The organism is Floridaenema fluviatile BLCC-F154 (assembly GCF_041929135.1).
GTDB lineage: Bacteria > Cyanobacteriota > Cyanobacteriia > Cyanobacteriales > Aerosakkonemataceae > Floridanema > Floridanema fluviatile.
The window spans coordinates 1-20,885 of record NZ_JBHFNS010000086.1; the positions used below are offsets into that span (position 1 = coordinate 1).

A 20,885-nucleotide genomic window follows, 5' to 3' on the forward strand; every position below is an offset into this window, starting at 1 on the left:
TAGATATTTTCCTTTCTATATCAGGCTTTACCGTCTGACGCACCCTACTCGTTAATAAGTGATTTAAATGCGTAACAGCTTACTATCCAAAATTTGAGTTACTGAAATTACAGAGAATTTACCCTAAATTCACTGAATTAACTCATTGATTATTCGGAACTGCTTCAGTTTGTTCTTCTCCAGAAGAAGGTGTAACGGCAAAATTCATTCTTACCATTCCTCCTGGTGCTAAACGCACTAAACGCGATTGACTATTCTTTTCAATGTTGTACAAATTAGGCGCAAGAGTATAACCAGGAATACTGGTTAAATCCAAAGTTCCGCTGCGATATCCAGAGATTACATTAGCTACAGAAAATAATCCATCAGCATCAGTAGTAATACGATTGCCGTCATCTAAATAAATTACAGCATTTGGTATTCCTGGTTCTCCTGATTGTTGTTCTCCGTCAAAGTTTCTATCAACAAAAACTCTGCCAATAATTGTCCCACAGTCGGTGAGTATTCCGCTTCTAATTTGTAACTGAAAAGAAGCTGTACCACTGGCAATTTGTCGCTGTCCACTACTACCACTAACAGAGGCAACATTGCGTCCATTTCCCCGAAGTGAATCAGGAGTTAAGGTAACAGCATAAGTTATCGTCAGTGTTTGTTTCGCTGCAAGTTCCCCAGGAAAAGTGAAAATTAGTTTTCGATCGTCTACCGTTGCTTCTGGTAATTGCACCGAAGAATTTTGGTTATTGCTATCTGTAATCGCTCCTTTAATCGACTTAGAAGCAAGCCTTAATCCTAAAGGCAAGTTATCAGAAATTTGTAAGTTTTTTACGGTAGACTCACCAGTATTTCTAATTAACAGTCGATACAATACTGTATCTCCTGGTTCAGCTGCTTGGCGATCTGCTGATTTAATAATCTCCAATGTCGCAGGTACTAATATTGCACTTACCGACGTTGAATTTGATGTCGCAGTTCGCACATTTTGAGTTACATTATCTCTGTAATTAGCCGTGCTAGTATTTTGAATCGTAATTGTTTGAGCATCGGCTGTAGGTAAAGCTTGAAAAGCTAAAAAACCTGGCAAGATTAACCCTGTGAGCCATCTCGCTTGTTCGAGACGCTGTGGCAAAAATTTCATTGTATTGCAATCTTAGTTCACTCCTCATAACCAGAACTCAGCTATTTGTCACACCTCTGAAGTTAGATATTACGTGCAATTCACTCATAGGTCAACATCTAATTTGTAATTTTTCTCGATCCCGATCGGGACAATTATGTAATTAGTTTGTAACAAATAGTAAAATAACTATTATGTAAAGAAGTGTAAAAATCATGCGGGATCGAGTAGTTGTTGTAATTGGTGCTACAGGCGGAATTGGTGCAGCTGTCACCGAAAAATTGTTATCTCAAGGCATGAAACTAGTACTAGCAGCTAGAGACAGCCAGAAATTAAATGCTTTGGTGTCTGGTTTACACTTAAATCAAGAAGACAAAATTGTAACAGTTGCTTGTGATATTACCAACCCTTCTCAAGTCGAGAGTTTAATGGAGAAGGCGATCGCAAACTTCGGTAAAATCGACATTCTAATTAACGCCGCTGGTGCAGGAATTTTTAAGCAGTGTACTCACATCACACCAGAGGATTTAGAAGCTATGCTGAGTGTAAATTTACAAGGCAGCTTTTATACTTGCCAAACTGCTGCCAAATACATGAAAGAGCAAAAATCTGGACATATTTGTAATGTAATTGGCATTTTAGGTAAACATTCAATGGCAACAGCAGCGGCTTACTGTGCTGCTAAATTTGGTGTAGTCGGCTTCAGCAAGTGCATGGCTGATGAACTAAAACGCTTTGGTATTAAATTCACCCTATTTTACTTCGGCGGTGTCAATACACCTTTTTGGGATACCGTTAGTTTAAAAGTCGATCGCACAAAAATGCTCAGAAAAGAAACTGCCGCCGAAGCAATTTTATTTGCCATTTCCGCTGACCCCCAAGCAGTACCAATGGAAATTAATATTCAGCCAGAAAGCCACTTATTCTTCTAATCTCTTCGTCATTTGTTATAAAACTTTGGTGAGGTAGAAATTGAAAGAGACAACCTGGAATGAAAATCGATCACATACATTTCTATGTTGAAGATGCAACACTGTGGCGAAATTGGTTTATTAGCCAAATGGGTTTTCAAGCTGTTAGCACTGGGGTTTGGCAAAATCACACTCTAATAGAAGTAGTCAAAAATGGTACAGTATGCTTTTTTCTTTCTTCGCCGTTATTACCTGAAAGTCCGGTCGCCGAATTTTTGCGATCGCATCCACCAGGGGTAGCCGACGTTGCCTTTCGCGTCCAAAACATCGAAAAACTAATTACCCAAGCCCTTAATTACGGAGCAAAACTATTACAACCAATAGTTCAAAAACCCCAACTAAAATGGGCAAAAATTTCCGCCTGGGGAAACTTGACACACACATTAATCGAAGGTCAAGGAAACTGGGAATTAGGAATTGAAAACTGGCAAAACAAAAACCATTCATTTTCCAACTCTGCAACTCCAGTCACCTTTACTGGCATCGATCACGTAGTTTTAAACGTAGCAGCTGGCGAATTAGAACCCGCCGTAAACTGGTACGAAAAAGTCTTAGAACTACAACGTCAACAAACCTTTGCCATTCAAACAGATTGGTCAGCATTAAACAGTCAAGTACTAGTTCACCCCAACAAATTAGTTCAATTTCCCATCAATCAACCAGCATCACCAAATTCCCAAATCCAAGAATTTTTAGACTTTAACCAAGGCCCAGGAATTCAACATATTGCCTTACAAACTTCAAACTTAGTAGAGACCACTAAATTCCTAAGAAATGCCAAATTAAAATTTCTAGAAGTTGCTCCTACTTACTACACCGATTTACAAAAAAGACAAAACATTCCTTTAAACCTAGAAGAACTACAAGCAATTCAAGCCCAACAAATCCTCGTAGATTGGCAGCAAAACCTGAACAACAATCAATCAGAAATAGCTCCCTTACTCCTGCAAATTTTTACCCAACCAATTTTCGGACAACCTACCTTCTTCTTTGAACTAATAGAACGCCGCCTTGGTTATATTCAAGGTGAAAAAATTCCACCCCAAGGATTCGGAGAAGGCAACTTTCGTGCTTTATTTCAAGCAATAGAAAGAGAGCAAATTAAGCGAAGTCAATCTTAAAGAAGCAGGGGTAAAAGGAAATGGGGGGACAAGGGAAGTTTATTAACCCAAAACTCTCTCCAGGGCGGGTTTTGTTGTTAAGTTTTCTGTTATGAGTATAAATTTACCTGCTAAACCCGCCCCTACAACTCAAAACTTTCTCAGTCCCCAGTCCCCAAGATAAACTTATAAAAAATTAACAATTGCGAGATTTATGTTGAGACTGATTAGTGATTTCGACGGGCCAATAGTTGACATTTCGGAACGTTACTATCGAGTTTACGAACTCTGCCTAGAAAGAACTCGCCGTCAGGATCAGAAAGTACGTCATTTGTCGAAGGCGGAATTTTGGCAATTAAAAAGAGCGCGAGTTCCCGAAAAACAGATTGGGATGATTTCCGGCTTAGAAGAACAACAAGCGGAAGAATTTGCCCAAATGAGGAAAAAAACTGCCCATACTCAGCCTTACTTTAAATATGACGAGTTAGCGCCTGGAGCCCTTGCCGCTTTAGAGAAAGTCCAACGTGCGGGAATAGACTTAGTAGTGTTAACCATGAGGCGCGTCAAGGAATTAGACTATGCCTTTGAAAGCTTTGATTTAGGGAAATTTTTCCCAGAAAATCGCTGTTATCGCCTGAGTAACGATTACCGGAAAAAGAGCGATATAGAAGACAAACCGATACTAATGAAAGAAGCATTAGGGAAACTGCCACCTGCTAGTGATACTTGGATGGTAGGTGACACTGAAGCTGACATAATGGCAGCTAAAAGGCATGGAATTAAGGTAATTGGGGTTTTGTGCGGAATTCGCGATCGCACCTCCCTAGAAGCCTTCCATCCCGACCTAATACTGAACAATTTCAGCGAAGCAGTAGATTTCTTACTTCATCAAACTGGGAAACAAGCTGGATAATAAAGCCTACTCAGAGAATAAAAAAAAGAAGCAAGGAGAATTGAGGGAGTTTTCAATACCAGAACTCCCCCCCGCTTCCCTGCTTCCTGCCTCCTGCTCCCTAAAAAAGCCTTAACGGAGAAAAGCACTCACCAACCAAAGAATCATAAAAGAGATCCAGGCGGCTAAAGTTTCTCCTGTCAAAGGCATGGGCAAATTATTGATTTGTGTGGTCAGTAAACTAGCCAACACCCCCCAGAGAACCAAGCCAAGAGTCAACCCTGCCAAAGAAAGCAGGACCGATCGCCCTAGCTTACGTTCCTTCCGCGTGAGAAAATAGAGACTAGCGAATACTCCTAAAGCTAAAGCAAAAGAGGGTTGGTAAAAACCCAAACCAGCCAAGACAAGAAAAGCGCCCGTTGTCCACAGGATATCTGCTCGACTTGGAGTATCCAGAAAACCTTGCAGCCATGCGGGGGGCTGCTTTACCGAGATTGGTGGTGGACTAGGGGGAGTTTGAGAAAAGCGTTGTTCAGCAAACCTGATGCCTTCAGGAACGGGAATTCTGCCCTCCTGACGCATCCGCAAACGCTCCATCAAGATGGCATCATAAGCTGTCTCTATAGCTTCTTGTCGTTTTGGGTCGTTACTATACTCTTGGGTTAAACGATTACGAGCCGTTTGAATTTCATCGAAAGTAGCATTCTCTGGAATTCCAAGTTGCTCGTAAGGATTTTCTACACTCATTTCCTCCTAACCTCCTAGACATCCCGTTTAGCCACAGCTTTGGCTCGACCCCAAGCTGCTTGTGGTTTTACGATCAATTACATTCTCCCCTGATCTGGCTGGTTACGGCTACCATTTAGTTTTTGACTAGTCTAGCCTGTTAACCAAAATGGGAAAACATTTTAATCTATGGTTTAGTGTGGTGCTATAGAGGGAAGAATAATAGTGGACTACTATGAAACCCTCTAATCATTTAAAATGCTCTTACACAATTAATATCGGAAATCAATATTCAGCCAAGTTGCTTTAATTACTTCTTCCTAATTAGTATTCAGCTTCTTCGGTTTGCATCTTGCGTATTTAATTCTCAGTGTAAAGTGGTGGCTATGGCTCTCCCCAAAATCCTTGTTGTTGATGACGATCCTGCGGTCAGGAACCTAATACAGCGTTTTTTGAGTAAGCAGTACCAAATGGAGTCTGCGGCTGATGGTAAGACAGCGATGACTTTATTTGAGCAGTTCAATCCAGATTTGGTGATTTTAGACGTGAACTTACCTGACGCGAATGGTTATAACCTGTGTCAAGAAATGCAAAGTCGGACTGGTGTATTTGTGCTAATGCTCACCAGTAGGGGAGACGAAGCCGATAAAATTACCGGATTTTCCAAAGGTGCAGATGATTACATAACCAAACCTTTCAGCTTAAAAGAGTTGGGAGTCAGGGTAGCAGCTATATTGAAGCGCCAGCGGGCTGTCACTACTGGAGAACAGCAACGTATTGTGTTGGATCAGTTAATGATCGATCCGGTACGTCGCGAAGTCACGCTCAACAATTCCAGCGTTCCGTTGACAGCTTTAGAATTTGATTTGTTACATTTCTTAGCAAGTCATCCGGGACGAGTTTGGCGACGATCGGAACTAATCCAAGCTGTGTGGGATTATGAATATGTTGGAGATCAGCGTGTAGTTGATGTCCATATCGGTCAAATTCGGAGAAAACTGGAAACAGACTCGAATCAACCAGTGATGATTCAGACGGTTCGGGGTGTGGGCTACAAATTTGAGGTTCCCGAAACGACTGAGGCAAATAACAAATCTCAGCAGTAATCAATTTCGGGTTCTGGCTGGTGTAAAACCCAGCCCTTTCATTAATCATCTCGCTAATTTCGTTCCTGCTGCTTGAGACGTTGAAGTATGACTATGAAATCTGATGTAGCTTCCAAAAAAATACTTATTGTTGAAGATGATCCGGGAACCAGAAATTTAATTCATAGGTTCTTAAAACAAAGTAAACAAAACTATCAAATTGAGTCGGTCATAGACGGTACGACAGCTTTGACGGTGTTCGATCAATTTCAACCAGATTTGGTAATTTTGGATGTAATTTTGCCAGATACTATTGGATTCAAACTCTGCGAACAAATGAAAAGCCGTAGGAGTGTCATGGTAATGTTGTTAACCAGTTTGACGGATGTTAAATCCCAAATTGCTGGTCTGGAATTTGCTGATGCTTATATGACTAAACCTTTTTATGTTGAGGTTTTGGAAAAACAGGTAGAGGCTTTATTACGACGAGCAGAACCAAGTGTTAATATTCCGGCTAGATCTGAAGCTTTAGTGCTGGAAAATCTGGTAATCGATCCGGCAAGTCGAGAAGTTACCTTAAACGATCAATTGGTTACTTTAACTCCTTTAGAGTTCGATTTGTTGTATTTTTTGGCAACTCACCCAAATCGAGTTTGGCGACGTAAGGATTTAATGCGGGAAGTTTGGGGATACGAACATCACGGAATAGAAGGTGCGGAAGATCGGGTTGTGGATGTTCATATTGGTCAAATTCGCAAAAAAATTGAAACTAATTCCAGTCAGCCAAAATTTATTAAAACGGTGCATGGTGTGGGTTACAAGATGGAAATTCCCGAAGCTTCTTAAGGGGCAGGGGGGCAGGGGGGGCAGAGGGGCAGGGGGGCAGGGGGGGCAGAGGGGCAGGGGGGCAGAGGGGCAGGGGGGTAGGGGAGAAATTTATCCTCTGCTGCTTTCTGCCTTCTGCTTTCGCTTTCTGCTGTCACTAAGCTGAGTGGCGGAAGAGGGTTTCTAGATAGACTTGGGCGGCTCGGCGGTAGCTGCGTGATGTTTCTGGGGTGTGGCTGTCTCCGTTTTGGAGTAGAAACAGGGACAGGGCGGCGGTGAATACTCGGTCTTGATCCCATTCGGGATGGGTTTCTAGGTAGCTTTTCAGGGATTCGTGTAGAGCTTCGGGAATTTCGGCAAGCATACAAACGTTGGTATTCATAGGATTCCTCTATAGGTTATGGGTCGAAGGTTAATGTGTTGAGTTGTTGGTGGGTAGTTAGGGAAAAATTTACAGAATTTTTTGGCAACTAACTACTGCTTATTGACAATTGACCACTGATGATTGGCTGTTGAATATATGGTAGTCGCATCATTTTCTGCGATCGGGGGGTAGGGTTGTCAATGATGCGAAATGTTACAAACATCCACCTATAATTTTACAAGTGACGAAATCATAGGGGTTTTGGGGCATTTTTCGTTACATTTCTTTACTAATTTTGCGTGTATCATCCCTTCTATGTTCTCTTTGGGAAAATTCCCCAGTTAGACGGGAAGTGCCGATCTGTTCGTTTAACCCTGTGGAAAACTAAGTGGATATTGTGGAAAAACCAGAAGTACTTTGTGGAAACGGTGTGAAATCTGTGGGGAAAATTTTGGTTAAGAATAAGAATTGCAAAAATTTGGGGATTGGGGAGATGGGGAGAAGTTCCTTAATTTACATCAACAATTCTCCTCTGCCCCCCTGCACCTCTGCACCTCTGCACCTCTGCACCTCTGCACCTCTGCACCTCTGCCCTTATTGGCTGAGGGTGTGGCCTAAGACTTGGAAAACTTGGTGTTGGTGGAAGAGTTCTACTAGGTCGATGTTGAGTTTGCCTTTGCTGGCTTCTTGTTGGAGGATTTGCAGGGTGGTTTCTACGGGTAGTTTGCGTTTGTAGGGGCGATCGCTTGCGGTTAAAGCGTCGTAGATGTCGGCTATGGTTAGGATTTGGGTTTGTAGGGGAATTTCGTGTTTTACTAAACCGTGAGGATAGCCGCTGCCGTCTAATTTTTCGTGGTGTCCGGCGGCGATTAGGGGTACTTGTTTGAGGTGTTTTGTCCAGGGAATTTGTTCGAGGAATTTGTAGCTGTGGGTAACGTGGGCTTCGATCGCTTTTCGTTCTTCTGGTGTTAGGTTTCCTCTTGGCACCATTAACTGTTCCATTTCTTCTAGGGAAACCAGTGGTTTTAGTTGACCATCAATGTCACGATATTGATATTCAGATAATTCGGTTAGTTCAATTAATGCTTCTTCTGATAGGGCTTGAAATTTTTTAGTTTCAAATGTTTCTGGTTCATTAATTTCTAATAATAGTTTCCAGTAATGATTAAGTTTGGCGATTTTTAGCTGAAGTTCTTTATCAATTTTTTCTATTGATTCGCAATGAGGACAATTTAATTTATAGTTGTTGATTTCATGGTGATGAAATGAGGAGTTAAGTAATTGCTTAAATTTGGTTTCGGCACATTCTATTTCTAGGTTGCGTTGTGCTAATGCGAAGCGATAGCGTACTATTTCTAGTTGTTCTGGATAAAGCTTTTTTCGCTTTTGTAAAATGGTTTCGGGAACACAGACTTTACCAAAGTCATGTAATAAAGCGGCGTAGCGAATTTCTTGGATTTGATGGTCGTTAAAATAAATTGATTTGAATTTACCACTGGTAATTGAGTTAACTTCTTGGCTTAAGCGGACGGTGAGTTCTGCTACTCGTTCGGAATGACCATAAGTTGTGGGATCTCGGAGTTCAATTAAATGTACTGAGGCTTTAACGAATCCTTCAAATAAGTTTTGAATACTTTCTTGTAATTGATTGCGTTCAATAGAGATTGCTGCTTGAGAAGCGAGACTTCTGATGATACGTTCTTCCCAATTGGAATAGGTTTTGGTAACTGTAACCACATTTTCGGGGGTGATGGCAACATCTCGTTTAATTTTGCGATTAATTAGTTGAATTACGCCAATAATTTCGCCTTTTTGGTCTTGCATTGGTAAGACTAAGACCGATCGGGTGCGATAAGCAAAACTATCGTCATAAGTTTTGTCTATTTGGTAAGGGACATTTTTTGGTAAGTTATAAGCGTCTGGCAAGTTTAAACTTTTTCCGGTGAGTGCCACATATCCAGCTAGGCTATTTTGGGTAATCGGCATGGCAAATTCTTTAAATGTTGCCTGGGGTAGGGAATCGTTCTGTGTGGCTTTAAATATTAATTTAGGAACGCTATCTCTTTGGTCTATGAGATAAAGACTACCTGCGTCGCTAAAGGTGATTTCTCGACTTTTGCTTAAAATAAGATTGAGTAATTCTTCTAAATCTTGGCTACTAGAAAGTGCTGTGCCAATTGCCAGGAGTTGTTCAATTAGTTCAATTTGTTTGCTGGTTTCTAGCATTTTCTCCTGCTGGGGGAGGGAACAGAGTTTGCCATCCAGAAAGATCATAAATTTTTCCTTTGCGTTTGAGAGCTATTTTTAGTAAAAAATTTCTTCTCTAGTTTATTTGAATTGATTGTACTGAAAATTTTGGGTTATTGCACAGCGGCAAAAATAACCATCATGGTGAAAACAGCTAAAAAAGCTGTTTACGAACCTTATTTATGTTTGCACCCTGCTTTTTGTACTTGCTAATTTTGGGCAATTACTCTGAGTTTTTATCCAAAAATAGTTGCTGGTTTTTAGCTTTTTTGGTGGTGATTTTTTGCGATCGCCTTTAATTCAAGTTGGCAGTGAACTAACTACTCCTCTTCTACACCCTATCTCATCCATTAGGGGGATTGACAAGATCGAAATCACAAAAAACGGAAAATTTTATCTAAAAAAGAGATAAATTACCATCACACCTCAATACTTCTCGGTTAAGCATTTTTTGCCTTTGTAGGGGCGAAGCATTCGGACAGAAAATCTAGGGTTTGAGTCATAAATTGTCGCCCGAATGCTTCGCCCCTACTCTTAACCGAGCAGTATTGCATCACACCTGATAATCCGAATGTTAAGTTATAACACAGTTTCTTGACCTGTTTAGCTAAAATTCTGTAACTTTGAATACAGAATTAATGAGATTTTAGAGCATTGGCTAAGGAAAATAGTTCCCTAAAGCCTGTGAAAGTCTTAGGAATGGACTGTTTATTTTGATGATGAGGAAGGATGATGAAACTCGACATTTGCCAGTCGGAGGTTGGTACAGGTTTGCCTTCCTATTCCTGGGATTGGTGGACAGAAAATGAAGCGAATCAGTTCCCCCAGGAATTAGAACCCTCTACTTGGGTGAAACTTTCGGAAGTTCCCAGTTCTTTTAGTTTTGAGGAAGCACTGTTGTTGTGTCAGTGTTCCCCGGATTCATGGCTAGCTTGGATTCCCGATCATGGTGAAGCTGTGCTGCATAGGAGTCAGTTTAGTTAAAAAGTTTAAGTGAAATCCTGTTCTACCTACGTCATTTGTGTTTGACGTAGGTTTTTTATTTCAGTTTTTGGTTGAGGGAGTTTGTGGTTTTAATTGTTGAATGGTGACTTGAATAGCTAGGGCTAAAAGTCCCAGAGAGATTAGGCTAAAAACGCCTGTTGCTAGGGTGCTCATGCCAATAATTAAGGTACGAACGGCGGATGTAATGTTAACAACAAGATAGTTGGGGGAATGAATTGGTCGATTGGCAAAATATTGAGCGATCGAAGAAGTTAGAAAGTAGCAAGCGATCGCCATTGTTGCGGCAACTACGGAGCCAATTATACAGCGGAAAATACTTGGTGGGTTGCTGTTAGTTTCGCTGGCCGAGGAATTAGATTTTTCGGGGGTTTTTGGTTCGTTCATGGCTGATACCAATTAAAAGATTTTTTAGAAAGGTTGATTAATTTTCTACGGTGATTCCGGTGGGGCGAAATCTAGTAATCCAGAGGTCTAAATCGGGATTGTTAATGGTAGTTTCTACTTGATTTTTTATCTGTTGGGCTTGAGTCAATGATTCGACGAGGGCAAATACGGAAGGTCCCGATCCTGACATCATTGTGCCTAAGATATCTTGATTTTGAAAGGCTTGGCGCAGTTGTTCTACTTGGGGATGGGCTGGTAATACAACTTTTTCGAGATCGTTGTACAGAGATTTACCAATTTTTTTGCTATCTTTGTGAGCGATCGCACTTACTAAAGCACCTGAGTTTAGTTTAGTCGATCGTTCTTGTATTGTCGAAGTATCACAGGCATAAGTATCAGCAAATTTTTCCCGATAAGTAGTATAAGCCCAAGCTGTTGAAACTCCTAAACTCCGATATTTTGCTAAGACGAGGTAGAGGTTATCTAAATCTGGTAATGGTGATAATATTTCTCCTCTTCCAGTAGCAATTGCTGTGCCTCCGGCGATGCAAAAAGGTACATCAGAACCGAGTAATGCGGCTAATTCTTGTAATTCTGATTGAGTTAATCCCAAGTTCCACATTAAGTCTAGTCCGATTAACACAGCGGCAGCATTTGTAGAACCTCCAGCTAAGCCAGCAGCAACGGGAATTCGCTTATCTATTTCAATATCAATTCCACCGAATTTGGCAAAGCATTCGGGAAATTGTTCTGCCATTAATTTTGCTGCACGATAGGCAATATTGGTGCGATCTAGTGGTACTTCAGGGTGGTTACAATGCAAGCGGATATTATCAGTACCGTTGGCATTAATTTCAATACAATCGGCTAATTCTATGCTTTGCATAATCATTGCCAATTCGTGAAATCCATCAGGGCGCATCCCTAAGATTTCCAGATAAAGATTGATTTTGGCTGGGGCAATTAAGGTGTAAGAACGCATTTGTTTGGTAAGTTATCGGGTAAGGCAGAAGGCAGAAAGCAGGAAAAGCATAATTCCTGATTTTTTTAATTCATTAGTGTAGGGTAGCAGAAATGATTGAGTAATTGAAAACAGATAAAAAGCTCAATATAAAAGCCTTATTCTTTTTGATCTTCTGTCTGCTGCCTGCTGCCTTCTGGTATTAGTCGGTTGCTTAGTTCTACCCATTGTTGCACGCTGAGGTCTTCGGCGCGAACTTGGGGATTTATTTCTAATTGTTCCAGTATTTGGGTCAAGCGATCGCGTTCCACCACACTTTTTAAATTATTTCGTAACATTTTCCGTTTTTCGGCAAAACCGAGTTTGACTAAGGTATCTAAAAACTTGGGATTTTCGGCAGGGTAATGTATTTGCGGTTGTAGACGTACTATGGCAGAATCTACTTTTGGCGGTGGATAAAAGTCTTTTGCTGGTACGGAGTATATTAACTGACAATCTGCTAAGTATTGTACTCTAACTGATAAGGCTCCAAAGGCTTTTGATGAAGGTTGGGCGTAGAGTCTTTCGGCAACTTCTTTTTGGACTAATAATACTATTAAATCGTAAGGTTTGATTGCGGGTTTGGCAATTTTACCTAAGAGTTTTTCTAGGATTGGCCCGGTAATATTATAAGGAATGTTGGCGACTACTTTATTAGGGTTTTGAAATTGGGCAAAGTTGGCTAATTGGCTGTCTAAATCGAGGGTGAGAAAGTCGCCTTGTAAGAGGAGAAAGTTTTCCGTTTTTCCCAGTTTTTTTACTAAGTTTTGACATAAGTCGCGATCGATCTCAACCGCTAAAACTGATTCGGCTAAGGGTAAAAGGTAACGGGTTAAATTGCCTGTTCCGGGGCCAATTTCTAAGATGCGATCGCTTTTACTTATTTGTGCTGCTTTCACAATTTCATTTAAAGCTTTTTCACTTTTTAGCCAATGTTGAGCAAACTGTTTCCGAGGACGAAAAGACATGACAATTTTAGATTAGGGATTTTCGATACAGCAAAAATATGCGAAGATACTAATTGTAGCGTATCATAAGCTTATAAAGATTTTTTTGCTGCCAGAGTGCGGAGAAAATATTCACTAATCTAACCATCCTCTAAAATCCAATTTAGGTGTGGAACTTCTTTTTCTCTTTGTGTCCTCTGCATCTGGAACAGTTCAATAAGGCTCTCTGTAAATAAAATATAATTGCTCTAGATCTGTAGAGGTGCTGTTAATGTCTACTTCTTCAATTTTAGAACCTCGAACAATTAGTAACAGTGACGGTTTAAAAGAGTTTAACCGCTTGTTTAATAATGATGTAGCTACGATTGATGATGCAGCCTTAAAATTGAAGGTTTATTGGCAGAGGTGGGCAACAAGTTTTGATGCTCAATGGTTTGAAGCAACGGAAAATAATGCGAAAATTTTGATGGGTAAAAAGCTACTTTCAGAGATAGAAAAAGCTAAGTTTAGGGTTGCGGAAACAATTAAGTTAGCTTTAGGAGGGGAAACTGTAAAAGCGCCAATTGCTTTACCGAAAAATCCTGTGAGTAATGAGGAAGCAATAGCGGCTTTTTATGCAATTTTCAAAAGTCGGGAAGTGGCGGATAAAGAAGTAACTAAGTTAGTGGAGAATTGGGAGAAATGGGCGATCGCATTTGGCGGCGAATTTTTTGCTGCTGATGATTACAATGCTCAAGTTATTGCCGGAAGATTAATTGCCAAGGCGATGAATGATGCCAGGGAAAAAGTTACTAATGCAATTATGTTAGCAATTGCTGGCAAGCAAATTTCTCCCTTTACAGAGATAGAAAATCTTGCAATTCCTCAATTTCCAATGGAATTGGAACAGGCAAAAGATAGATTGCAAGTTTATAAAGATTTTATCACTATTGCTGTTAATCAAGGAGCAAATGACGATCGTCTAGCTTTGTTATATCAAGGTGTACAAACTTCTCCTTATAAGTCAGAAATTAAGGATTATCCAGAACGTTTATCAACTAAAGATTATCAGCAAGTTGAGGCGAGTAAAGAACTAGAAAAATCGGGGAATTTCACTGCTTATCCCTCAGTGGGTGAAGTGCCGAAAATTGACGAAAAAGCTTTAGATTTTTTGCATGAAGATATTCAGGAAGCTTGTGTTTGTCTGGCGAGTTTTGCAACGGGAAATTTGCTTACTTATTGGTTAGGAAGAAATGCTTTAACCAAGGGGCAATTTTGGAGTACGACGAAAATTTTTCCGATTCTTAATGTGGTTTCTAGAGTTAATGCTAAGTCACCGAATACGGATGTTGATGATTGTGTGATTCGCGATCGCGATCGGCGCAAAAGAGATGTACCATTTTATGAGTTATTATGGGATGTGGTTAGTTATGGCGATCGAATTGCTAGTTCTAATTCCTTAGCAGCGATGTTTAGACGCTTCGAGACTCGCCAAGGATTAGAAAATTGGCTGAAAAAAATCACCGGAAACAAAAGCTTAGAATACCGGGGTGGATACGGCGAACCACCTTACATTTATCGCCCAGAAATTTACGATTTAAAGCAAAAAAAAGTTGTATTAACTAACACCTCAGAAGGGACTCCTGGCGAAAATTTAGTCACAGCGTATGACTTAACTCGCAGCATTACCATGTTAGGTTGGCATCAACATCTACCTTCAGAAATAAAATTGCCAAATGCCCAATGGGACAGTTTAGAATGTATCGTCAGAGCAATGGGAACCGATGCCTGTCGTTATACCGACTTGGCAATTAAGAAACTAGGAATAAAAAAATTCATTAGTTCCCCAGTCATTATTTCTAAACTGGGAAATGGCTATAGCAATAGTAGAAATAGATACGAAATTGCTTATGTGATGCTGATACAATTCACCGATGAACTTTCTCAGACGGAGAACAATTCAGCTAAATTAAGAAGCTTTGCTCTAACTCTCAGAGGCGCAAGCAAAAATGCCGTCAAACTTGATGCAAGAATCGCCGCCGAAGTAACAGAAATCTTGCGGCGAGTAGTCAATGATGAGTTCGTTTAAATTGTAAATAAATCTTAAGATTTAACAAAATTTTCCATTTTCACAATTTTGGTGTACCAGTATACTAAAATTCTGGGGAACAGCCCATAAAATACCAAATTCCAGTTACAAAATCCCCTATCTTTGGACTGTTGAACTTGAGGAGTAGAGTAAAAAAGAGATGAGCAGAAAAATTAGTCGGCGCAAGTTTATTTTCTACAGTTCTGCCACATTGGGTACAAGCATTTTGTTGAAAGCTTGTGGTAGTACAAACGAAACAGCAAAAACTTCCGATGCAACAACTCCCGCAGCAAACACAACTCCCACAGCAGCACCAGTAGTTGCGACCGGAGACGCAATTAAAGTCGGAATTTTACACTCTTTAAGCGGCACAATGGCAATTAGTGAAAAGAGTGTGGTCGATGCAGAACAATTAGCAATTGAGGAAATCAATAAATCTGGCGGTGTTTTAGGTAAACAAATTCAACCAATAGTTGAAGATGGTGCTTCTGACTGGCCTACTTTTGCCGAAAAAGCGAAAAAATTAATTGACCAAGACCAAGTAGTTACTATTTTTGGTTGTTGGACTTCTGCTAGTCGTAAAGCAGTTTTGCCAGTTTTTGAAGAAAAGAAACATATGCTTTGGTATCCTGTGCAATATGAAGGACAGGAATGTTCCAACAACATTTTTTACACTGGCGCTGCACCAAATCAACAAATTGAACCTTCCGTAGATTGGCTGTTGCAAAATAAAGGAAAAGAGTTTTTCTTAATTGGTTCAGATTACGTTTTCCCCCGCACTGCAAACACAATTATTAAAGCGCAGGTAGAAGCTAAAGGTGGTAAGATTGTCGGGGAAGATTACTTGCCTTTAGGTAGTACCGAAGTTACTCAAATTATCAGCAAAATCAAACAAGCTTTACCCAATGGCGGAGTAATTTACAATACTCTCAATGGTGATAGTAATGTTGCCTTCTTCAAACAATTGAAAGATGCTGGATTGACACCAGATAAATATCCTACGATGTCCGTTAGTATTGCCGAAGAAGAAGTCAAAGCTATTGGGGTTGATTATCTTAAAGGACATTACGCCGCTTGGAATTATTTCCAAACCGTTGATACACCAGAAAATCAAAAATTTGTGCAAGCTTTCAAAGCTAAATATGGCGCTGACAGGGTAACAAATGACCCGATGGAAGCTGCTTATATCGCTGTTTATTTGTGGAAACAAGCAGTAGAAAAAGCTGGAAATACTGACATTGAAGCAGTAAGAAAAGCCGCTTTAGGGCAAACTTTAGTTGCGCCTGGTGGGAAAGTAACAATGGACAATAACCACCACATTTATAAAACAGTTCGCATCGGTGAAGTTGGGGAAGATGGCTTATTTAGAATTATTTCTGCCAGCACTGCACCTGTTCAACCTATACCTTGGAATCAGTATGTAGCAGAAACAAAGGGTTATTCCTGTGATTGGTCTGACCCCAGTAAAGGAGGCAAATTCTTGGTGAAACCTTCTTAAAAATATCAGAGTTTTGGGGTGGGCCTTGCTCACCCATTCAGTAATTCCAAGTCAGGAAATTTATCTAAGCGGTTTTCCGAGGTAAAAGTGCAGTGGTAGAATTTTTGAATGTATTGTTTAGCGGAATTAGTATTGGCTCAGTTTTATTAATTGCGGCGTTGGGACTAGCCGTGGTTTTTGGGTTAATGGGTGTAATTAATATGGCTCACGGCGAGTTAATTATGCTAGGAGCTTATACGACTTTCGTGGTACAAAATGCTTTTAAAGGTTTAGGAAGTCCGATTTCGGAAATATATATTATTTTAGCGATTCCAATTGCGTTTTTAGTGACAGCTTTGGTGGGATTATTATTAGAAAGAGGTGTGGTGAGATTTCTTTATGGTAGACCATTAGAAACTTTGCTAGCAACTTGGGGTGTAAGTTTAATTCTGCAACAGTTTGTTCGCAGTGTTAACTGGGTTTTAGTAATTGGTCTTGTTTTATTTTGTCTGTTATTTTTTGGTGCTTGGTGGGTGGTGTCTCGTCGTCCAGATTTCACGAGAATTCGTAATTGGTTTTTCGCGGTCATGCTACCTTTATCAGCGGCTATTTCAATAGTAATAGGTGTGGTTTTAGCCCAAACTTACAAATTAGCAGTTACTCAGCCTTGGTTTGGCGCACAAAATGTTAACGTTACTGCACCTAAATGGTTACAAGGTGGCTTAAATATTGGCGATTTGCGATTTCCTTATTCCAGGTTATTTATCATTTTTCTAACTATCTTATGTGTGGCGGGAATTTATTATTTCTTCCAACGTACTGCTTGGGGTTTAAGAATTCGCGCAGTGACGCAAAATCGCAGCATGAGTGCTTGTTTAGGAATTCCCACTCAAAAAGTAGATGCTTTAACTTTTGCGCTGGGTTCGGGTTTAGCTGGAGTGGCTGGTTGTGCGATTAGTTTATTAGGTTCTGTGGGGCCAAATACGGGACAAAATTATATTGTAGATACGTTTATGGTGGTGGTTGTTGGTGGTGTAGGAAAATTAGTTGGTAGTATTGTGGCGGCGTTAGCAATTGGTACGGTTAGTTATATTATTGGTTCCAATGCTTTAGCACCTTTACTCGCACCAATTCCACCTTTGGCAGATTTCTTTGCTTTCTTTGCAACTACCAGTATGGCAAAAGTGATGGTATTTGCTTTAATTATTGTGTTTTTACAAGTGCGTCCGGCTGGTTTGTTCCCGCAAAAGGGTCGGACGGTGGATGCTTAATTGGATTGGGAATTTTTGGGTAATTAAAGAGAGTTAATTAGTCAGGAGGGGAGAATGCCAGAAGATGAAAATAGGGCAAATATTCGCAAGGTTTATCATTTCCCTCGCGTGCGTAAAAAAGGGGCAAATGGGCAAGGTCAGGAAAGTTTCGATGAACCTGTAAGTGTAAAGGATACGATGCCAAAATTTCAGAGTTTAAAGTTAAAATATCCCTTTTCTACTAAACACAAGTCTATTTTAATTGAAGCGGGAATTGTGAGTGCGATCGCACTGATTACCATCTTCCTCATCCCCCCTTTACTAACCGTTGTCGGACAAGCATTTCGGGTTAGTTTGCTCGGACGTTTTCTGGCTTTAGCAATTGTTGCTTTAGGAATTGACCTGATTTGGGGTTACACCGGAATGCTAAGTTTAGGTCATGGGGTATTTTTTGCTTTGGGTGGTTACGCCTTAGCAATGCACCTGCAATTAGCACCTTTACAACCTGGTCGTTTACCCGAATTTATGGGTCTTTACGGTGTCCAAGAATTACCCTGGTTTTGGCAACCTTTTTACTCTTTTCCCTTGACGATTATTGCCTTAGTAATTATTCCAGCTTTGCTAGCTGCGGTACTAGGTTATTTAGTATTTCGTAACCGAATTCGTGGCGTTTATTTTTCAATTTTAACTCAGGCAGCGACGATCGTTTTTTTCAACTTCTTCAACGGACAACAAAAATTATTTAACGGAACTAATGGGTTAACAAATTACAAAACTATCTTGGGTTTTGATGTTAATGCACCGCAAACTCAATTCCTTTTTTATACACTGACAATTGTAGTCTTAGCTTTAGCTTATGGCTTTTGTCGCTGGCTAACAACTGGCAGATTTGGCAGGTTACTTGTAGCAATTCGAGATGATGAAAGTCGGGTGCGCTTTTCGGGATACAACCCTACAGGATTTAAAGTTTTAGTATTTGCAATTTCCGGGGGACTCGCGGGAATTGCTGGAGCATTGTATACTGTACAAACTGGGTTAATTTCTCCTAAAGCAATGGATATTGCCTTTTCTATTGAAATGGTAATTTGGGTAGCTGTGGGGGGTCGTGCTACGTTAATTGGTGCAATTATTGGCGCGATTTTAGTTAACTTTGCTAGAAGTTTGTTGAGCGAACAATTCCCGGAAATTTGGCTATTTTTCCAAGGTGCATTATTCTTACTAGTGGTAATGGTGCTACCAGATGGTTTAGTGGGTTGGTGGCGTTCTTACGCTATTAACCAAGTTAGAAAATTATTAAGAGTGCAACAGCAAGTTGTTACTTATCCGAGTTTGGAAACTGACCCGGAAGTGCAGCAGGAGAGGGAAGATTTGAGTGGAAAATAGGGATTGGCATGACAGGGAAAATGCCTGTCCTACAGAAATTTTTACAAATGGCTAATGAAGATGAACGCGAAAATTTTAGAAATTGACAATGTTACGGTTAGTTTTGATGGTTTTAAGGCGCTGAAAGGCTTGAATTTTAACTTAGAACAAGGAGAATTACGAGTAGTAATTGGGCCTAATGGTGCGGGGAAAACTACTTTTTTGGATGTGATTACGGGGAAGACTAAACCAACAGAAGGACAGGTATATTTTAAAGGTAAAAATATTCGCAGTTTTGCGGAACATGAAATTGCTCGTTTGGGAATTGGGCGAAAATTTCAAACTCCTCGCGTTTATCTTAACTTGACTCCTAGAGAAAATTTGGAACTGGCTTGTAACCGGAATAAAAATGTTTTTGCTACTTTGTTTCGTCGGAGTTCTAGAGATGAATACCGCACTGTAACGGGGTTATTAGAAACTATTGGTTTGAGTAATAAAGCAAATATTTCGGCGGGTTTACTTTCTCATGGGGAAAAGCAAAGATTGGAAATTGGAATGTTAGTGGCGCAGTCGCCAGATTTATTGTTGGTGGATGAACCCGCAGCGGGTTTGACTGATGAAGAAACTTATAATGTGGGTGAATTGCTGTTAGCTTTGGCGGAAAGTCATTCGATTGTGGTGATTGAACATGATATGGAATTTGTCCGTCAAATTGCTAATAATAAAGTGACGGTTTTACATGAAGGTTCGGTATTGTGTGAAGGTAATATTGAAGAGGTGCAAAATGATCCGCGGGTGATTGAGGTTTATTTAGGTAAACAAGAAGAAGAGGTTCTAGAGGAGAGAGAGGAAATCCTAGAGGAAAAAGCAATAATACTAGAGGAGAAAGAAGAAATCTTAGAGGAAAAGGCAATAATACTAGAGAAGGAAGAAGAGGAGAAGGAAGAAATCTTAGAGGAGGAAGTAGCAATGCTAGAAGAGAAAGAAGAAATGGAAACAAGAGAAGAAATTTGATTTACTGTTATTAATTAGTTAGTCTAAAACCTTTAATTTAAGTTGGCAAAAATGGTATTAATAGATAATTCGATCGCACCTCAACCCATTTCTCCTACAGAAATTTTACTGCAAGTTTCTGGACTCAATGTTTTTTACGGCGAAAGTCACATTTTGCGCGATGTAGATCTCACTATTCCCAATGGACAAATGGTGTGTTTAATTGGTCGCAATGGTGTGGGGAAAAGTACTTTGTTAAAAACCATTATGGGGTTACTTAAACCTCGCACTGGGACAATAAATTTTGCTGGAGAAGCTATTACTTATAAGTCTCCCGATCGCAGGGCAAAATTAGGAATTGGTTACGTTCCCCAAGGTCGGGAAATTATTCCTCGGTTAACAGTAGAAGAAAATTTATTACTCGGTTTTGAAGCTTTACCAAAAGGGAGAAAAGGTCACGAAAAAATTAGCGAAGAAATTTTTGAATTATTCCCAGTTTTAAAATCAATGCTGTGGCGAATGGGTGGAGATTTAAGTGGTGGACAACAACAACAATTAGCGATCGCTAGAGCATTAATGGCAAAACCTCGGTTATTAGTATTAGATGAACCAACCGAGGGAATTCAACCTTCAATTATCTTGGAAATTGAAGCGGCTGTGCGATCGATCGTGCAAAATACCGGAATTTCAGTGCTGTTAGTTGAACAACATTTACATTTTGTCCGCCAAGCCGATCGCTACTATGCCATGCAAAAAGGGGGAATAGTCGCTTCTGGTGTCACCAGCGAACTCAGCCAAGATGTGATTCAAAAGTTTTTGGCAGTGTAGCTTGAAAAACTAAAATATTATATCAGAATTCCCATAGATTTTCTCTAACTAATTAGAATTTATGGGTATATTTCATTTATAAATAATAATAATTCCTGTTAATTTTTAATGACTTTTGGTTCATAAATTGTTTTACTAAAGTAATAATTGAGTTGGATCTCCCGATTAAAAGTCCTGCTAAGATGTTACGCATTTAAATCACTTATTAACGAGTAGGGTGCGTCAGACGGTAAAGCCTATGTAGAAA

The 20,885-nt window shown here is 40.0% G+C and carries 19 protein-coding genes; 12 read left to right on the forward strand and 7 right to left on the reverse strand.

All coding sequences use genetic code 11. The features are described 5' to 3' along the window. Nucleotides 1-142: 142 nt before the first annotated feature. Nucleotides 143-1,135, reverse strand: coding sequence for a DUF7927 domain-containing protein (locus tag ACE1B6_RS23525; protein WP_413259710.1), 993 nt, complete (start codon nt 1,133-1,135; stop codon nt 143-145). A 194-nt stretch (nt 1,136-1,329) separates the two neighbouring features. Here ACE1B6_RS23525 and ACE1B6_RS23530 point away from each other — a divergent pair, with 194 nt between their 5' ends. The 3 genes from ACE1B6_RS23530 (at nt 1,330) to ACE1B6_RS23540 (ending at nt 4,098) form a co-directional block, all read left to right on the forward strand. Next, nucleotides 1,330-2,046, forward strand: a complete 717-nt coding sequence (locus ACE1B6_RS23530) for an SDR family oxidoreductase (RefSeq protein WP_413259711.1) — start codon at nt 1,330-1,332, stop codon at nt 2,044-2,046. A 59-nt stretch (nt 2,047-2,105) separates the two neighbouring features. After that, nucleotides 2,106-3,206, forward strand: a complete 1,101-nt coding sequence (gene hppD / locus ACE1B6_RS23535; protein WP_413259712.1) for a 4-hydroxyphenylpyruvate dioxygenase — start codon at nt 2,106-2,108, stop codon at nt 3,204-3,206. Between the two features lie 193 nt (nt 3,207-3,399). Next, complete coding sequence (locus tag ACE1B6_RS23540) at nt 3,400-4,098, forward strand: HAD family hydrolase (protein WP_413259713.1); 699 nt, start codon at nt 3,400-3,402, stop codon at nt 4,096-4,098. A 111-nt stretch (nt 4,099-4,209) separates the two neighbouring features. Here ACE1B6_RS23540 and ACE1B6_RS23545 read toward each other — a convergent pair whose 3' ends face one another. Beyond that, nucleotides 4,210-4,824: a CPP1-like family protein gene (locus tag ACE1B6_RS23545; protein WP_413259714.1), complete on the reverse strand. Its 615-nt coding sequence runs from the start codon at nt 4,822-4,824 to the stop codon at nt 4,210-4,212. Between the two features lie 365 nt (nt 4,825-5,189). On the opposite strand from ACE1B6_RS23545, the gene ACE1B6_RS23550 reads away from it, so the two are divergent. Continuing rightward, nucleotides 5,190-5,909: a response regulator transcription factor gene (locus ACE1B6_RS23550; RefSeq protein ID WP_413259715.1), complete on the forward strand. Its 720-nt coding sequence runs from the start codon at nt 5,190-5,192 to the stop codon at nt 5,907-5,909. Between the two features lie 93 nt (nt 5,910-6,002). Beyond that, the gene (locus tag ACE1B6_RS23555) at nt 6,003-6,734 is read left to right on the forward strand and encodes a response regulator transcription factor (RefSeq protein ID WP_413259716.1); all 732 of its coding nucleotides are present in this window, start codon (nt 6,003-6,005) and stop codon (nt 6,732-6,734) included. A 136-nt stretch (nt 6,735-6,870) separates the two neighbouring features. On the opposite strand, the gene ACE1B6_RS23560 is transcribed toward ACE1B6_RS23555, so the two are convergent. Further along, a complete protein-coding gene (locus tag ACE1B6_RS23560) occupies nt 6,871-7,095 on the reverse strand; it encodes a DUF2811 domain-containing protein (protein ID WP_413259717.1) in 225 nt (74 codons plus the stop codon). A 576-nt stretch (nt 7,096-7,671) separates the two neighbouring features. Then, a complete protein-coding gene (locus ACE1B6_RS23565) occupies nt 7,672-9,303 on the reverse strand; it encodes an HD domain-containing phosphohydrolase (protein ID WP_413259718.1) in 1,632 nt (543 codons plus the stop codon). A 750-nt stretch (nt 9,304-10,053) separates the two neighbouring features. Here ACE1B6_RS23565 and ACE1B6_RS23570 point away from each other — a divergent pair. Next, nucleotides 10,054-10,308, forward strand: coding sequence for a hypothetical protein (locus ACE1B6_RS23570; RefSeq protein ID WP_413259719.1), 255 nt, complete (start codon nt 10,054-10,056; stop codon nt 10,306-10,308). 60 nt (nt 10,309-10,368) lie between these two features. Here ACE1B6_RS23570 and ACE1B6_RS23575 read toward each other — a convergent pair whose 3' ends face one another. The 3 genes from ACE1B6_RS23575 to rsmA all read right to left on the reverse strand — a co-directional run bounded on the left by ACE1B6_RS23575 (nt 10,369) and on the right by rsmA (nt 12,681). Then, entirely contained in the window at nt 10,369-10,713 is a 345-nt protein-coding gene (locus tag ACE1B6_RS23575; protein WP_413259720.1) for a DUF3082 domain-containing protein, read from the reverse strand. Nucleotides 10,714-10,750: 37 nt separating this feature from the next. Next, nucleotides 10,751-11,695 carry a 4-(cytidine 5'-diphospho)-2-C-methyl-D-erythritol kinase gene (ispE, locus tag ACE1B6_RS23580; RefSeq protein WP_413259721.1) on the reverse strand — a complete coding sequence of 315 codons (945 nt, stop codon included), beginning with the start codon at nt 11,693-11,695 and terminating at the stop codon, nt 10,751-10,753. A 137-nt stretch (nt 11,696-11,832) separates the two neighbouring features. Next, entirely contained in the window at nt 11,833-12,681 is an 849-nt protein-coding gene (gene rsmA / locus ACE1B6_RS23585) for a 16S rRNA (adenine(1518)-N(6)/adenine(1519)-N(6))-dimethyltransferase RsmA (protein ID WP_413259722.1), read from the reverse strand. Nucleotides 12,682-12,931: 250 nt separating this feature from the next. Between rsmA and ACE1B6_RS23590 the strand changes: the two genes are divergently transcribed. From ACE1B6_RS23590 to urtE, 6 genes are all read left to right on the forward strand, one after another. Further along, nucleotides 12,932-14,728: a hypothetical protein gene (locus ACE1B6_RS23590; RefSeq protein WP_413259723.1), complete on the forward strand. Its 1,797-nt coding sequence runs from the start codon at nt 12,932-12,934 to the stop codon at nt 14,726-14,728. 160 nt (nt 14,729-14,888) lie between these two features. After that, nucleotides 14,889-16,226: an urea ABC transporter substrate-binding protein gene (gene urtA, locus ACE1B6_RS23595; protein WP_413259724.1), complete on the forward strand. Its 1,338-nt coding sequence runs from the start codon at nt 14,889-14,891 to the stop codon at nt 16,224-16,226. Nucleotides 16,227-16,318: 92 nt separating this feature from the next. Further along, entirely contained in the window at nt 16,319-17,476 is a 1,158-nt protein-coding gene (locus tag ACE1B6_RS23600; RefSeq protein ID WP_413259725.1) for an ABC transporter permease subunit, read from the forward strand. 177 nt (nt 17,477-17,653) lie between these two features. After that, complete coding sequence (gene urtC, locus ACE1B6_RS23605) at nt 17,654-18,838, forward strand: urea ABC transporter permease subunit UrtC (RefSeq protein ID WP_413259727.1); 1,185 nt, start codon at nt 17,654-17,656, stop codon at nt 18,836-18,838. 60 nt (nt 18,839-18,898) lie between these two features. Next, nucleotides 18,899-19,831 (forward strand): urea ABC transporter ATP-binding protein UrtD, encoded by a 933-nt coding sequence (urtD, locus tag ACE1B6_RS23610; protein ID WP_459563092.1) that lies wholly within the window; start codon nt 18,899-18,901, stop codon nt 19,829-19,831. A gap of 51 nt (nt 19,832-19,882) precedes the next feature. After that, complete coding sequence (gene urtE / locus ACE1B6_RS23615; protein WP_413259726.1) at nt 19,883-20,638, forward strand: urea ABC transporter ATP-binding subunit UrtE; 756 nt, start codon at nt 19,883-19,885, stop codon at nt 20,636-20,638. Nucleotides 20,639-20,885 lie beyond the last annotated feature (247 nt).

Coding starts and splice junctions, on each gene's coding strand:
- ACE1B6_RS23525 (WP_413259710.1), bottom strand. CDS start 1,135: ATGAAATTTTTGCCACAGCGTCTCGAACAAGCGAGATGGCTCACAGGG.
- ACE1B6_RS23530 (WP_413259711.1), top strand. CDS start 1,330: ATGCGGGATCGAGTAGTTGTTGTAATTGGTGCTACAGGCGGAATTGGT.
- hppD (WP_413259712.1), top strand. CDS start 2,106: ATGAAAATCGATCACATACATTTCTATGTTGAAGATGCAACACTGTGG.
- ACE1B6_RS23540 (WP_413259713.1), top strand. CDS start 3,400: ATGTTGAGACTGATTAGTGATTTCGACGGGCCAATAGTTGACATTTCG.
- ACE1B6_RS23545 (WP_413259714.1), bottom strand. CDS start 4,824: ATGAGTGTAGAAAATCCTTACGAGCAACTTGGAATTCCAGAGAATGCT.
- ACE1B6_RS23550 (WP_413259715.1), top strand. CDS start 5,190: ATGGCTCTCCCCAAAATCCTTGTTGTTGATGACGATCCTGCGGTCAGG.
- ACE1B6_RS23555 (WP_413259716.1), top strand. CDS start 6,003: ATGAAATCTGATGTAGCTTCCAAAAAAATACTTATTGTTGAAGATGAT.
- ACE1B6_RS23560 (WP_413259717.1), bottom strand. CDS start 7,095: ATGAATACCAACGTTTGTATGCTTGCCGAAATTCCCGAAGCTCTACAC.
- ACE1B6_RS23565 (WP_413259718.1), bottom strand. CDS start 9,303: ATGCTAGAAACCAGCAAACAAATTGAACTAATTGAACAACTCCTGGCA.
- ACE1B6_RS23570 (WP_413259719.1), top strand. CDS start 10,054: ATGATGAAACTCGACATTTGCCAGTCGGAGGTTGGTACAGGTTTGCCT.
- ACE1B6_RS23575 (WP_413259720.1), bottom strand. CDS start 10,713: ATGAACGAACCAAAAACCCCCGAAAAATCTAATTCCTCGGCCAGCGAA.
- ispE (WP_413259721.1), bottom strand. CDS start 11,695: ATGCGTTCTTACACCTTAATTGCCCCAGCCAAAATCAATCTTTATCTG.
- rsmA (WP_413259722.1), bottom strand. CDS start 12,681: ATGTCTTTTCGTCCTCGGAAACAGTTTGCTCAACATTGGCTAAAAAGT.
- ACE1B6_RS23590 (WP_413259723.1), top strand. CDS start 12,932: ATGTCTACTTCTTCAATTTTAGAACCTCGAACAATTAGTAACAGTGAC.
- urtA (WP_413259724.1), top strand. CDS start 14,889: ATGAGCAGAAAAATTAGTCGGCGCAAGTTTATTTTCTACAGTTCTGCC.
- urtC (WP_413259727.1), top strand. CDS start 17,654: ATGCCAAAATTTCAGAGTTTAAAGTTAAAATATCCCTTTTCTACTAAA.
- urtD (WP_459563092.1), top strand. CDS start 18,899: ATGAACGCGAAAATTTTAGAAATTGACAATGTTACGGTTAGTTTTGAT.
- urtE (WP_413259726.1), top strand. CDS start 19,883: ATGGTATTAATAGATAATTCGATCGCACCTCAACCCATTTCTCCTACA.